The sequence below is a fragment of the Pseudochelatococcus lubricantis genome (assembly GCF_042432495.1).
In the GTDB taxonomy this organism is placed as follows: domain Bacteria; phylum Pseudomonadota; class Alphaproteobacteria; order Rhizobiales; family Beijerinckiaceae; genus Pseudochelatococcus; species Pseudochelatococcus lubricantis.
In genome coordinates this window covers 1,384,520-1,397,445 of record NZ_JBHLXC010000002.1, presented here as the reverse complement: position 1 = coordinate 1,397,445, position 12,926 = coordinate 1,384,520, and the positions used below count along the sequence as shown (strand labels likewise).

The following is a 12,926-nucleotide window of genomic DNA, read 5'->3' as shown; positions in this document are numbered from 1 at the left end:
TACCCGGAAGCCCTGTCCGCTTCACGGGAGCGTGCATTGGCGGGATATACGGGATGGCGACGGGCATACGGCTTGATGACGAGCAGCGGCTGAACTGGCTGCGCCTTATCCGATCCGACAACGTCGGCCCGCGCACTTTCCGCACGCTGATCGCGCGCTTCGGCACAGCCTCCGCCGCGCTGGAGGCCGTGCCGGAGCTGGCGCGCAAGAGCGGCCGCGCTGTCCGCGTCGCTTCCCGCGCGGAGGCGGAGCGGGAACTCGCCGCCGCAAGGCGCATGGGCGTTTGCTTCGTGGCGCTCGGCGAGCCGGACTACCCCGAGGCGCTGCGCGCCATCGACTCCGCGCCGCCGGTCATCGCGGTGCGCGGCGACCTTTCCGTGCTCGCGAAGCCCATGGTGGCCATCGTGGGATCGCGCAACGCCTCGGCCAACGGCCAGACCTTCGCGGAACGGCTGGCCCGCGGGCTGGGCGAGGCGGGCTTCACCGTGGTGTCCGGGCTCGCGCGCGGCATCGATGCGCGCGCCCACGCCGCGAGCCTCGTCACCGGCACCGTCGCCGTACTCGCCGGCGGCCATGATAAAATCTACCCGCCTGAGAACGAGCCGCTGCTCATGAAGATCATAGAGGGAGGCGCGGCCGTCTGCGAGATGCCCATGGGCTGGACCGCGCGCGGGCGGGATTTTCCCCGGCGCAACCGTATCGTCTCCGGCCTGTCGCTCGGCACCGTCATCGTCGAGGCGGCGCGCAGGTCCGGCTCGCTCATTACCGCCCGCTTCGCCATGGAACAGGGGCGCGAGGTGTTCGCCGTGCCGGGCTCGCCGCTCGATCCGCGCGCCGACGGCCCCAACGACCTGATCCGGCAGGGCGCGAACCTTTGCGCGGGGGTCGATGACGTGGTGACGGCACTGGCGCCGCTCGTGGACAGGGGGCCGGCGCAGAAATCGCTGTTCGAGGCCGGCAACGCCGAAGAAACAGGCGAACCGTTGTGGGACGAATTCGACTGGCCCGAGATCGCTCCCGCGCCCGTCGCCGATCGCGCCGCCTACGATCCGGGACTCTACGACGGCGGCAAGGCTGCCGGTGACGAGCGCGCGCGGTTCCCCGCCCGGATGGAGGAGGGCGCGCGCCTCATCGCCGATCTCCTGGGAACGGCGCCCGTCGACGTGGACGAACTCGTGCGCAGCGCCGGGCTGCCCGTCCGCGTGGTGCATGCGGCGCTGCTCGACCTGGAGCTTGCCGGCCGCATCGCGCGCCACCCCGGCAACCGCGTGTCGCTGCTGGCGCCATAACCGCCGGGCGACTTGCGGCGCGGCGCGCGAGGGGCTATAGCCCAGAACCTGACATCTCGAAATCACTGACAAGAACGAGAGTGACCGGATTCCATGGCCGTTGACGAGAACACCGTCCGCCGCATCGCGCATCTCGCGCGCATCGCGGTGACCGACGAAGAGGTGCCGCATCTGCAAAGCGAACTGAACGCCATCCTCAGTTTCGTCGCGCAGCTCGATGCGGTGGATGTGAGCAACGTCGAACCGATGACATCGGTGCTGCCCATGGCGCTGCGCCAGCGCGCCGATGTGATGAACGACGGCGGCTATGCCGACAGGATCGTCGCTAACGCGCCGCAGACCGAGGACAATTATTTCGTGGTTCCGAAGGTGGTGGAATAATGACCGATCTGACGCAGCTCACCCTCGCGGAAGCGCGCGACGGCCTCACCGCCCGCCGGTTCTCGTCAACGGAACTCACGCAGGCGCACCTGGACGCCATCGACGCGGCCGGGGCGCTCAACGCCTACGTGTTGGTGACGCCGGAAAAGGCGCTCGCGGGCGCGAAGTCGGCCGACGAACGGCTCGCGGCCGGCAACGCCGGGCCGCTGGAGGGCATCCCTGTCGGCGTCAAGGACCTGTTCGCGACCGATGGCGTGCGCACCACCGCCTGTTCGCGCATTCTGGAAAGTTTCGTGCCGTCTTACGAATCGACCGTCACCTCGCAGTTGTGGCGTGACGGCGCGGTGATGCTCGGCAAGCTTAACAACGACGAGTTCGCCATGGGTTCGTCGAACGAGACATCGTTCTTCGGTCCGGTGGTCAACCCGTGGCGGCGCGGCGGCTCGGACGCGAAGCTGACGCCCGGCGGCTCCTCGGGCGGCTCCTCGGCAGCGGTTGCGGCAGGGCTCTGCCTTGGCGCGACGGCGACCGACACCGGCGGTTCCATCCGCCAGCCGGCGGCGTTCACGGGCACGGTTGGCATGAAGCCGACCTACGGGCGCTGCTCGCGCTGGGGCACGGTGGCCTTCGCCTCCTCGCTCGACCAGGCCGGGCCGATCACGCGCACGGTGCGCGACTGCGCCATCCTGCTGCGCTCCATGGCGGGTTTCGACCCCAAGGATTCGACGTCGGTCGAACGCGATGTACCGGACTACGAGGCGGCGGTCGGGCGCTCGATCCGCGGGTTGAGAATCGGCATTCCGAAGGAATACCGGCTGGAGGGCCTGTCGCCGGAGATCGACGCGCTGTGGCAAAAGGGCGTCGACTGGCTGCGCGACGCGGGCGCGGAGGCGGTCGAAGTGTCGCTGCCGCACACATCCTATGCGCTTGCCGCGTATTACATCGTCGCTCCGGCGGAGGCATCGTCGAACCTCGCGCGCTACGACGGTGTCCGCTACGGCCTGCGTGTGCCGGGCAGGGACATCGCCGAGCTTTACGAGAACACGCGCGCGGCCGGCTTCGGGCGCGAGGTGAAGCGGCGAATCCTCATCGGCACCTATGTGCTGTCGGCGGGCTACTATGACGCCTATTACGTCAAGGCGCAGAAGGTGCGCACGCTGATCCGGCAGGATTTCGAGAACGTCTACGACTCTGGCGTCGACGCCATCCTGACCCCGGCGACGCCCACGCCCGCTTTCGGCATCGGCGAGATGGCGAACGCCTCGCCCATCGAGATGTATCTCAACGACGTGTTCACGGTCACCGTCAACATGGCGGGCCTGCCGGGCCTCGCCGTGCCGGCGGGACTGGGCGCGCAGGGGCTGCCGCTCGGGCTGCAGCTCATCGGACGCCCCTTCGATGAGGAAACGTTGCTCGCCGCCGGCGAGGTGATCGAGCAGGCTGCGGGCCGGGTGTCGGCGCCGCAGTGGTGGAAGTAGCGCCATGGCGGACGCGCCCGAAAACGCCCTGACGGGCTTCCGGGCCGAGATCGACGCCATCGATGCCGAGATCGTCGCGCTGCTGGCGCGGCGCATGGCGGTGGTCGACCGGGTCATCGTCGCCAAGCGGTCGCACGGCCTGCCGGCGTTGATTCCCGCCCGGGTGGAAGAGGTCGCCGGACAGGTTCGCCGACACGCGGGCGAACTCGGCGCCCCACCCGATCTGGCGGAAGCCGTATGGCGGACGATGATGGATTGGGTGATAGCATATGAGGACGAGCGGCTGTCGCCGCGATAGCGTTTTCGGATCGAAAACGCGCCAGACCCATAAGACCGGAGCCATTCGCGCGCCTGATGGCGGGAAGGTTCCGTTCGGCAGACGGAGTAGGACGATGAACGCCCCTGTGGCCACACACAATCTGATCAAGGGCGCAACCGGCGATTGGGAGATCGTCATCGGCATGGAAATCCATGCGCAGGTGCTGTCGCAGTCGAAGCTCTTTTCCGGCGCCTCGACGGAGTTCGGCGGCGCGCCAAACGATCACGTCTCGCTGGTGGATGCCGCCTTTCCGGGCATGCTGCCGGTCATCAACGCCGAATGTGTCGCGCAGGCGGTGCGCACCGGCCTCGGCCTGAAGGCGAAGATCAACCTGCGCTCGGTGTTCGACCGCAAGAACTATTTCTACCCCGACCTGCCGCAGGGCTACCAGATCAGCCAGTACAAGGACCCGATCGTGGGCGAGGGCGAGGTGATCGTGGATGTGCCGGACGGCCGCCAGATCGTCGTCGGCATCGAGCGGCTGCACCTGGAGCAGGACGCCGGCAAGTCGATCCATGACCTGAGCCCCGGCGCGAGCCTCGTCGACCTCAACCGCTCCGGCGTCGCGCTGATGGAGATCGTTTCCCGTCCGGACATGCGCTCGTCGGAGGAGGCGAAGGCCTATGTGACGAAGCTGCGCACCATCCTGCGCTATCTCAGCACCTGCGATGGCGACATGGACAAGGGCAGCCTGCGCGCGGACGTCAACGTATCCGTGCGCCGTCCCGGCGAGGCGCTCGGCACGCGCTGCGAGATCAAGAACGTCAACTCGATCCGCTTCATCGGCCAGGCGATCGAATACGAGGCGCGCCGCCAGATCGGCGTTCTGGAGGACGGCGGCACCATCGATCAGGAAACGCGCCTGTTCGACGCCAACAAGGGCGAGACGCGGTCCATGCGCTCCAAGGAAGAGGCGCACGACTACCGCTATTTCCCGGATCCCGACTTGCTGCCGCTCACTTTTGAACAGGCGTTCGTCAACGGGCTGGCCACCGGCCTGCCGGAGCTGCCCGACGCCAAGAAGGCGCGCTTCGTCAGCGACTACGGCCTTTCCGCGTATGACGCCGGCGTGCTGGTCGCCGAACGCGAGACCGCCGACTTCTTCGAGGAAGTGGCGAAGGCACGCGACGGCAAGGCGGCGGCGAACTGGGTCATCAACGAGTTGTTCGGCCGCCTCAACAAGGAAGGCCTCACCGTCGCCACCTCGCCCGTGTCGGCGCATCAGCTCGGCGCGGTCATCGACCTCATCGGCGAGAAGGTCATCTCGGGCAAGATCGCCAAGGACCTGTTCGAGATCGTCTGGACTGAAGGCGGCGACCCGCGCGCCATCGTCGAGGAGCGCGGTCTCAAGCAGGTGACGGACACGGGCGCCATCGAGGCGGCCGTCGACGCCATCATCGCCGGCAATCCGGACAAGGTGGAGCAGGTAAAGCTCAAGCCCACGCTGCTCGGCTGGTTCGTCGGTCAGGTGATGAAATCGACCGGCGGCAAGGCCAATCCGCAGGCGTTGAACGACATCCTGAAAGACAAGCTCGGCATCGAATGATGCGGGAACGGGGCCGGGTCGCACCGGCCCCGTTCTGCTTACAGGCCGAAGGCCGCGTTCTTTTCGGGCACGATCACCGTGGTCGGCGTGCCGTCCAGCGCTGCCACGAATTTGTCGGCCGAGGGAGCGAGCAGCGGGAACGTGGCGTAGTGGATCGGGACCACGCGCTCCGTCTTCAGGAAACGCCGAACGGCGAGCGACGCCGTTTCCGCGCCCATGGTGAAGCGGTCGCCGATCGGCACGAAGGCGATGTCCGGCTGGTGAATTTCGGCGATCAGCGCGAGATCGCTGAAGATGTCGGTATCGCCGAGGTGGTAGACGGTTGGCTCGCCGGCCGCCTTGACGATGATGCCGTTGGCGTTGCCCAGCGCCTGGCTGACGCCGTCCTCGATGGTCGCGGCGGAATGGTCGGCGCGCACCAGCGTCACCGAGAAGCCGCCGGCATCGATGGTGCCGCCGGTGTTCATGGGCTCGATCCGGGTGAGGCCCTTGTGCGCAAACCAGGACGACAGGTCGGCGTTGGTGGCAACCGTCGCTCCGGTCTCCTTCGCGATGGCGACCGTATCGCCATAATGGTCGCTGTGGCCATGCGTGACCAGAATGTGGGTAACGCCGCGCACGGCTTCCGCCCTGTCGCCGGTGAAGGACGGATTGCCGGTGAGATAGGGATCGATCAGCACGACCTTGTCAGCGAAATCGAGCCGGAATGCGGAATGGCCGAACCAGGTGATTTTCATCGATGCGATGCTCCTCGTGCGATGCGGGACGCCCGTGCAAGGCGTTTCCGGCGGAAAGACGCGGGCCCGGAATGACATGGCCTCCATGCCATGATAGGCGATAGAAATGACAAATATCGTATCTCTCGAAACCTTCAAGGACCTGCAGCGGGGCCAGCGCCTGATGGGTTTCGATCTCGGCACGAAAACGATCGGGCTGGCCTTGTCCGACATCGAGCGCCGAATCGCGACGGCGCTCGAAACGATCCGCCGGACGAAATTCTCTCAGGATGCCGAGCGCATCCTCGCACTGGCGAAATTGCACAACGTGGGCGGATTCGTCATCGGAATGCCGCTCAACATGGATGGAACCGAAGGCCCCCGCGCGCAGGCGACACGGGCCTTCTCGCGCAATCTGCACAAGCTGACGCCCATTCCGGTGGCGCTGTGGGACGAACGCCTGTCGACGGTTGCGGTCACGCGCACGCTCATCTCGGCGGACGCCTCGCGGGCGCGGCGGGCGGAACTGGTCGACAAGCTGGCTGCAGCCTATCTCCTACAGGGCGCTCTCGACAGGTTATCATATCTGGCCGCTGGGGATGAACATGCCTGAATACAACCTGAATGGGAAAAAATATGCACAAAACACGCCTTGAGTGTATTTGAAGCAATGCTTAGACTGGCGAAGTCGTTTGATTGACACGATTGGGCGTAATTTATGTCGTTTTCTCCCAGAAAAGGCGTTGCGGAGACACTGACGGCGCAAGCCGGCCAACCTTCTGAAGCGGGTGCATTGGACCCGGCTAACGGCGGTTCACGTGCCGAAACGGCGGCTTACGTATCCCAGATGAGCGGCGAGCTTGCCGCGCTGGCCCGCCTCTGCAGCCTCGATTCGGTAGCCTATTTTCTTGAAATGGCGCGACGGGAAGCGTCATCCATCGAGCAGGAGTGACGATCGCTGCCGGTGAGCCAAACGGGCTCTACGGGCGGCGTGCCACCGGAAGTGGCGCCCGCTTCCGGAGAAGGGCTATGCGCGCCCGGCAATGGCGACCCCGGCAGGACTTGAACCTGCAACCACTCGCTTAGAAGGCGAGTGCTCTATCCGGTTGAGCTACGGGGCCGGATGTCGCGGCCATACAGCCGCGACGCTTTTCAAACGCTGCATCGTTGCGAACCGCGCACGGTCCACCCGCCCTTCGGCGGTGGATCAGTGCGTCCAGGCGCCGATGCGGTTGAACTTGAAATTGTCGGAATAGGAGAGGGTGCGGCGGCGCGCCTCGTGCGGCTCCTCCACACGGAAGGGGATGCCCTCGCGCGTCGCGTATTCGATGGCCTCGTCCTTCGTGTCGAACCAGAGCCGCAACTGCTGGCGCGTGTCGGCCGAACTCGTCCACCCCATCAGAGGATCTATCTCGCGGGGGCGGCCAGCCTCGAACTGGAGAAGCCAGCGCTGATGCGCCGTGCCGGACTGCATGGCGTTGCGCGCCGGTTTGTAGATGCGTGCCGTTGCTGTCATCTTTCCTGCATCCGAACCTTGCGACCTCCAGAAGGCGAGACGCCGCGCATCCCAGCGGAAGCGCTGCAATTCCGGCTGTCACTATAGCACAAGGTAACTGGTCGGGGCAGCAGGATTCGAACCTGCGACCCTCTGCTCCCAAAGCAGATGCGCTACCAGACTGCGCTATGCCCCGCCGGATCACCGTGTGACTCTTCTCCTAGAGGCTTGTCGTGCCGGATGCAAGATGTGCGTGGACCTTTCTCGCTTCCGCGGCACCGCAGCGGGGGAAGGCCCCCCGGTTTCGATTGTACGTTCGCGCGCTGATGGGGTATGAGAGCCGATGAACTCTGGAATCTGCTGACGCATGACATCCCCATCGCTCCCGCTGCCTGCCCGCTCCGAAGGTTGGGGCGTGCGCCTGCTGGCTTTTCTGGAAAGGAGCCATGCCAGGGCGCTCGCCATCCTCGTCGTGCTGTCGCTGGTGTCGTTCCTGCCCGGCTTCGTAACGTTGCAGCCTTTCGACCGCGACGAGCCGCGCTTCGCGCAGGCATCGAAGCAGATGCTGGAAAGCGGCGATTTCATCGACATCCGCTTTCAGGACGAGGGGCGTCACAAGAAACCTGTGGGAATCTACTGGCTGCAGGCCGCCGTCGTTTCGGCAGCGGAGGCCGCCGGCGTGCCGGAGGCGCGCACCACCATTGCCCTTTACCGGCTGCCGTCGCTTGTCGGCGCGATCACCGTGGTACTCGCCACCTACTGGGCGGCGCTGGTTCTGCTCTCCGGGCAGGTCGGGGTGCCGGCGCGGCGGGCCGCGTTTCTCGCCGGCGCCTTCATGGCCGGCGCGATCCTGCTCGGCGTGGAGGCACGCATCGCCAAGACGGATGCGACGCTCGCCGCCTGCTCGGTCGTTGCCATGGCCGTGCTGGCACGCGCTTTTCTCAACCGGCTTTCTCCGCTGCCGGCGGTGCTCAGCGTCGTTTTCTGGCTGGCCGTCGGCCTGTCCATCCTGATCAAGGGACCGCTGCTGCTGATGGTGGGCGGGCTGGCCGCCGCCGTGCTGTCGATTCGCGATCGCTCTGTGCGCTGGTTGCTTGGCCTGCGGCCGTTGTGGGGGCTCGCGATCGTCGCGGCGATCACCGTACCCTGGTTCCTCGCCATCTGGATCAAGACGGGCGGCGCCTTTTTCGCAGAATCCGTCGGCAAGGACATGCTGGCGAAGGCGCAGAGCGGGCAGGAGCGCCACTGGGGGCCGCCGGGCGCCTATCTTCTGGCTTTCTTCGGCACCTTCTGGCCGGCGGCGATCTTCACCGCCATCGGCGTTCCCGCGTTCTGGCGCGAGCGGCGCATGGCGTGGGTGGCGTTCTGCCTGGCGTGGATCGTGCCGGCATGGCTCGTGTTCGAGGTCCTGCCGACGAAGCTGCCGCACTACGTGCTGCCGGTCTATCCCGCCATCGCCATCCTCACCGCCTGGGCCCTGCTCAACGGCGACGTTCATCGCCGCCGTCCGCTGGCAACCATCGCCACCGTGCTCATTCCCGCCATTCCGCTCGCGATCGCGGCCGGGCTCGGCGTTTTCGCCTTCCGCTACGACGGCACAATGCTCGGTCCGGCGTTGCCGGGGTTTGCTCTCACCGTCGGCCTCGCGCTGTGGAGCTGGCTCGCATTCGTGCGCGACAGGGCGGTGTCGAGCGCGCTTCTCGGCGTCGTTTCGTCGCTTGCGCTGTCGGTTTCGGTGTTCGGCGTGGCGCAGCCTCTCATTCCGTCGCTGAAGCTGTCGCCCCGCCTTGCGGCCGCCGCGCGCAGCCTCGACTGTGCCGAACCGCGGCTCGCGACCACGAGCTACCGGGAGCCCAGCCTGATCTTCCTCACGCGCACCGACCTCGTGCTCACGGACGGCGCCGGCGCGGCGGCCTTTCTCGCCGGCGGAAATTGCCGTATGGCATTCGTCGAAAAGCGCGACGAGGACGCCTTCGCGGCGCACCTGTCGCAAACCGGCCTCACGCCCGCGCTGGTGACGCGCGTGCGGGGCTTCAACATCAATGGCGGACGCCAGCTCGACATCGGCGTCTACAGGACCGGCCGCGAGGGCGCTTCCCCGCCCGCGGCGCAGGGCCAGCAACAGGACCGTTGAACGTGCAGGACGCCACACCGCTTCGCCTCAGCATCGTCGTGCCGGTGAAGAACGAGATTGCCAACATCGCGCCGCTGGTCGCCGAGATCGAGACGGCCTGCGCGCCGCTTTCCCCTTTCGAGATCGTCTATGTCGACGATGGCTCCACCGACGGCACCGGCGAGGAACTCGCGAAGCTCGCGCGTGCCCGCCCGCATCTGCGCATCCTCCGCCACGACCGTTCGTCCGGGCAGAGCATCGCCGTGCGCTCCGGCGTGCTGGCGGCGCGCTCGCCCGTCATCGCGACGCTCGACGGCGACGGGCAGAACGATCCCGCCTTCATCCCCGAAATGGTCGCCACGCTGTTGAGCGGCCCGTCCGGCAGCGGCCTCGTGCAGGGGCAGCGGGTCGGCCGCAAGGACACCGGTTTCAAGCGCATGCAGTCACGGATCGCCAACCGCGTGCGCCGCTGGATATTGCGCGATGCGACTCGCGATACCGGATGCGGGCTGAAGGTGTTCTATCGCGAGGTCTATCTGGCGCTGCCGTTCTTCAAGGCCCTGCACCGCTTCATGCCGGCGCTGGTGAAGCGCGAGGGCTATGCCGTGCTGCTCGTCGATGTCATCGATCGGCCACGTTTCACCGGCACGTCCAACTACGGGTTTTTCGACCGGCTCTGGGTCGGCATCGTCGATCTCGTCGGCGTGCGCTGGCTTATTGCACGCCGCGGCGCCATTCCCACGGTCGTTGAGGACTAAAACGCATGTTGATCACCCTGTCGCGGGACATCGGCGGCTATCTCTACGAAGTATTCATCGAGAAATTCAGCGTCTGGCTGGCGCTCGGCCTGCTGGGGCAGGCGCTGTTCTCGGCGCGCTTTCTGGTGCAGTGGATCGCCAGCGAGCGGGCCGGGCGCAGCGTGGTGCCCGTCGCCTTCTGGTTCTTTTCCATCGGCGGCGGCTTCATCACGCTCATCTACGGTATCGTGCAGCGCGAGCCGGTGATCATTCTCGGCCAGTCGCTGAGCCTGTTCATCTATGCACGCAACCTGATGCTGATCGTCAAGGAACGGCGGCGCAGGCGGCTCACGGACGTCGCGGCAAAGGCAACGGACGCAGGAGGGTGACATGAGCGGCGACTTCACCGGCGGCATCCTGCCGCCGCCGGACGCGGGACGCGACGAACAGGCGCCGGCTGTCGCCCGTGGCGACAAGCCGGCACTTCCCCGGCGCTTTTACCAGCGCGCCCACACCGAGCTGCGCGACGAGGGCCATGCGCTGCTACTCGACGGCCGCGCGGCCCGCACGCCCGCACGCGCGCCGGTCGCCGTGCCGCACGCCGCCATCGCCGAAGTACTCGCGCAGGAGTGGGAGGCGCAGGCGGAGGTCATCGATCCCGCCACCATGCCGATGACCCGCCTCGTCAATTCGGTGATCGATGGTGTATCGCAGGCGCAGCCGGAGGTCGCGGCGGAGATCGTGCGCTTTGCGGGGTCGGACCTGCTGTGCTACCGCGCCGACGCACCGGAAAGGCTGGTGCGCCGGCAGGCGCAACTGTGGGACCCGCTGCTCGACTGGGCGCGCGAGGAACTCGGCGCCCGCTTCTTCCTCGCCGAGGGCGTGATGTTCGTCGAGCAGCCGGCGCAAAGCATAGAGACGATCGCCCGCATCGTCGCGGAACAGCCGTCGCCCTACGCAATCGGCGGGCTGCACGTTCTCACCGCGCTGAGCGGCTCCGTGCTTATCGCGCTGGCCGTCGCCCGCCAGCATATTACGCCGGAGGCGGCGTGGCTGGCGGCCCACGTGGACGAGGATGTGCAGGCGGAGATCTGGGGCGCCGACGAGGAAGCCATGGCGCGCCGCGCCGCGCGCCTTATCGAATTCACCGCCGCCGCAACACTCGTGCGCCACACCTGGCAATTCTGATGCGCAGCGCACGGGCGCCGCGCATGACCGTTCTGACAGTCTGATCAGGGCGCGGCATCGATGAAGCGCTGGGCGCCGAGAAAGGCAAGAAGCCGCTCGCGGAAACGCTGGAATGCCGGCGTCAGCGGCACGCCGGCGGGCAGGGCGCTGTCGTCCTCATCCGGCCTGTAGAGCGCCTGCATCCATGCAGGGCCGCGCCAGCGTTCGCACTGCCACGGCTTGGGGTCGTTGACGAAGTGCAGCACGACCGGCGCGATGTCGCGTATGAGATCGAGCAGCAGGAAATCGCCCATGAAGTTGAAGCGCGGCGACAGCGGCGCCCAGCGGCCGCGCGCCACCGCGTTCAGCGCGCTCTGGTCCTGGAACCGGCAGAGTTCCGGATGCGCACGCGCGAAGGCGACCGCCCGCTCCGTCAGCATCTCCTCCCGCCAGCGCGCGCGGTCGATCAGCAGCACGCCGGAGTTGAAGTAGGGCGTGTCCGGCGCGAAGCCCAGCCCTGCCCGATAGGCGCGGAAGGCGGCGGTCAGCGGGCCCTCCTCGAAATCCTTCAGGAAAATCATGTCGAGCGCCGCCGCGAAGGGACAGCCGCCGAGATCGAGATCGAACACGCGGCCAAGCCCCGGCCGCACGACCAGCGTGTCGCTGTCGAGATAAAGGATGCGCTCGTAATGCGCGGGCAGAACGAAGGGAAGCAACAGGCGCCTGTAGGCCGCGTCCGTGAGGTGGCGGCCGAGGGGGAGACCCGCGAGCGCGTTTTCTCCCGTTCCCTGGAAGGAGTTGGTGATGATCTGCAGCCGCCCGCCGGCGTGGCCGGCGCCGTCCCCGTCGACGTCCTGCGACGTACAGACGATGGCGATGTCGATGTCTCCGGCGAGTCCGTGGCTCAGTAACCTTTGGGCCGCAAATACGGCCGCAAGGAGGAAACTCCGGTCAGGCGTGAAGCAGATCAGGCGTTTGTTCGGCATGGAAGATGGTCAACCGGACGTAAAAACACGCGAAACGACGCTGCGGGCAGGTATTCGCGAATCCCAAGGCCCGCCGGGGTTTTGGCGGCATCGTCAGGATTCGTCAACCACGCCGGGTTAGCAACGCTTAACCTGAACACGGATTCAGATTTTGCCGTTAACCGGATTGTGGGTGCCGGGGCGCAATACTCAACGCATCAAAGATTGATCGCTGTCCTGCGAGCAGGATGGGGAGGCGTTGAAAGATGATTAACAATAAGCTTCGTGAATTCATCGACAAGGCGTATGACGATCGCGCCATTACGGAATGGGATGTGCGTACACTGCTGCGGCATATACTTCCGGATGGCATCGCTAACCGTGAAGAAGCCAATGCACTGATTGCGCTCGACCGGCTGGTGCCGAAGCCCTGCAATGCCTGGGGCGATGCGCTGATCGCGCTGCTTGTCGATTACGTCGTCTGGGCGGAACGCCCCACCGGCATCGTGCGGGGGGATGACGCACACTGGCTCGTTTCCTCGCTGGGCGCGGCCGGCGGCCCCACGCGCACCGCGCTGCGTGCCGCACACGAGATCGTGCGGGAAGCGCAGGAAGTCGACGGCATCCTGCTCAATTTCATCCTGACGAGCCAGCGTCTGCTGGACACGGATGAGGTCGTGCTGGAATTGCCCGCCCGCCGCCGCGCCCACGCCGCATGAA

The 12,926-nt window shown here is 66.6% G+C and carries 15 protein-coding genes and 2 tRNA genes; 12 read left to right on the top strand and 5 right to left on the bottom strand.

Annotated features, from left to right (window positions below; translation table 11 throughout):
- The first annotated feature begins 65 nt into the window (after nucleotides 1-65).
- From dprA to gatB, 5 genes are all read left to right on the top strand, one after another.
- Nucleotides 66-1,289 carry a DNA-processing protein DprA gene (gene dprA / locus ACFFJ7_RS09175; RefSeq protein WP_377592119.1) on the top strand — a complete coding sequence of 408 codons (1,224 nt, stop codon included), beginning with the start codon at nucleotides 66-68 and terminating at the stop codon, nucleotides 1,287-1,289.
- A 93-nt stretch (nucleotides 1,290-1,382) separates the two neighbouring features.
- The gene (gatC, locus tag ACFFJ7_RS09170) at nucleotides 1,383-1,670 is read left to right on the top strand and encodes an Asp-tRNA(Asn)/Glu-tRNA(Gln) amidotransferase subunit GatC (protein WP_166953086.1); all 288 of its coding nucleotides are present in this window, start codon (nucleotides 1,383-1,385) and stop codon (nucleotides 1,668-1,670) included.
- A complete protein-coding gene (gene gatA / locus ACFFJ7_RS09165; protein WP_377591902.1) occupies nucleotides 1,670-3,148 on the top strand; it encodes an Asp-tRNA(Asn)/Glu-tRNA(Gln) amidotransferase subunit GatA in 1,479 nt (492 codons plus the stop codon). Before gatC ends, gatA begins: the two co-directional genes overlap by 1 nt.
- Nucleotides 3,149-3,152: 4 nt before the next feature.
- A complete protein-coding gene (locus ACFFJ7_RS09160; protein WP_166953082.1) occupies nucleotides 3,153-3,446 on the top strand; it encodes a chorismate mutase in 294 nt (97 codons plus the stop codon).
- A gap of 94 nt (nucleotides 3,447-3,540) precedes the next feature.
- A complete protein-coding gene (gene gatB, locus ACFFJ7_RS09155; RefSeq protein WP_377591899.1) occupies nucleotides 3,541-5,013 on the top strand; it encodes an Asp-tRNA(Asn)/Glu-tRNA(Gln) amidotransferase subunit GatB in 1,473 nt (490 codons plus the stop codon).
- A gap of 38 nt (nucleotides 5,014-5,051) precedes the next feature.
- On the opposite strand, the gene ACFFJ7_RS09150 is transcribed toward gatB, so the two are convergent.
- Nucleotides 5,052-5,750, bottom strand: coding sequence for a metal-dependent hydrolase (locus ACFFJ7_RS09150; protein ID WP_377591897.1), 699 nt, complete (start codon nucleotides 5,748-5,750; stop codon nucleotides 5,052-5,054).
- 106 nt (nucleotides 5,751-5,856) lie between these two features.
- On the opposite strand from ACFFJ7_RS09150, the gene ruvX reads away from it, so the two are divergent.
- Nucleotides 5,857-6,342: a Holliday junction resolvase RuvX gene (gene ruvX, locus ACFFJ7_RS09145; RefSeq protein WP_377591895.1), complete on the top strand. Its 486-nt coding sequence runs from the start codon at nucleotides 5,857-5,859 to the stop codon at nucleotides 6,340-6,342.
- Nucleotides 6,343-6,447: 105 nt separating this feature from the next.
- The gene (locus tag ACFFJ7_RS09140) at nucleotides 6,448-6,681 is read left to right on the top strand and encodes a hypothetical protein (RefSeq protein ID WP_166953074.1); all 234 of its coding nucleotides are present in this window, start codon (nucleotides 6,448-6,450) and stop codon (nucleotides 6,679-6,681) included.
- A gap of 92 nt (nucleotides 6,682-6,773) precedes the next feature.
- Here ACFFJ7_RS09140 and ACFFJ7_RS09135 read toward each other — a convergent pair.
- From ACFFJ7_RS09135 to ACFFJ7_RS09125, 3 genes are all read right to left on the bottom strand, one after another.
- Nucleotides 6,774-6,850, bottom strand: a tRNA-Arg gene (locus ACFFJ7_RS09135).
- A gap of 86 nt (nucleotides 6,851-6,936) precedes the next feature.
- On the bottom strand, nucleotides 6,937-7,245 hold the full coding sequence (locus ACFFJ7_RS09130) for an ETC complex I subunit (RefSeq protein ID WP_166953072.1): 309 nt from the start codon (nucleotides 7,243-7,245) through the stop codon (nucleotides 6,937-6,939).
- 98 nt (nucleotides 7,246-7,343) lie between these two features.
- Nucleotides 7,344-7,420 (bottom strand) — tRNA-Pro (locus ACFFJ7_RS09125).
- A gap of 171 nt (nucleotides 7,421-7,591) precedes the next feature.
- Between ACFFJ7_RS09125 and ACFFJ7_RS09120 the strand changes: the two genes are divergently transcribed.
- Genes ACFFJ7_RS09120 through ACFFJ7_RS09105 form a run of 4 tightly spaced genes read left to right on the top strand, consistent with a single transcriptional unit; the run spans nucleotide 7,592 to nucleotide 11,262 of the window.
- Nucleotides 7,592-9,358, top strand: a complete 1,767-nt coding sequence (locus ACFFJ7_RS09120; RefSeq protein WP_377591892.1) for an ArnT family glycosyltransferase — start codon at nucleotides 7,592-7,594, stop codon at nucleotides 9,356-9,358.
- A gap of 2 nt (nucleotides 9,359-9,360) precedes the next feature.
- Nucleotides 9,361-10,095, top strand: coding sequence for a glycosyltransferase family 2 protein (locus ACFFJ7_RS09115; RefSeq protein ID WP_377591889.1), 735 nt, complete (start codon nucleotides 9,361-9,363; stop codon nucleotides 10,093-10,095).
- A 5-nt stretch (nucleotides 10,096-10,100) separates the two neighbouring features.
- Nucleotides 10,101-10,463: a lipid-A-disaccharide synthase N-terminal domain-containing protein gene (locus tag ACFFJ7_RS09110; protein WP_377591887.1), complete on the top strand. Its 363-nt coding sequence runs from the start codon at nucleotides 10,101-10,103 to the stop codon at nucleotides 10,461-10,463.
- Between the two features lies 1 nt (nucleotide 10,464).
- On the top strand, nucleotides 10,465-11,262 hold the full coding sequence (locus ACFFJ7_RS09105) for an ATP12 family chaperone protein (protein WP_377591884.1): 798 nt from the start codon (nucleotides 10,465-10,467) through the stop codon (nucleotides 11,260-11,262).
- Nucleotides 11,263-11,306: 44 nt separating this feature from the next.
- Here the strand turns inward: ACFFJ7_RS09105 and ACFFJ7_RS09100 are convergent, their stop codons facing one another.
- Nucleotides 11,307-12,227, bottom strand: a complete 921-nt coding sequence (locus ACFFJ7_RS09100; RefSeq protein WP_377591882.1) for a glycosyltransferase family 8 protein — start codon at nucleotides 12,225-12,227, stop codon at nucleotides 11,307-11,309.
- 245 nt (nucleotides 12,228-12,472) lie between these two features.
- On the opposite strand from ACFFJ7_RS09100, the gene ACFFJ7_RS09095 reads away from it, so the two are divergent.
- A complete protein-coding gene (locus tag ACFFJ7_RS09095; RefSeq protein ID WP_166953060.1) occupies nucleotides 12,473-12,925 on the top strand; it encodes a hypothetical protein in 453 nt (150 codons plus the stop codon).
- The last annotated feature ends 1 nt before the right edge of the window (nucleotide 12,926 follow it).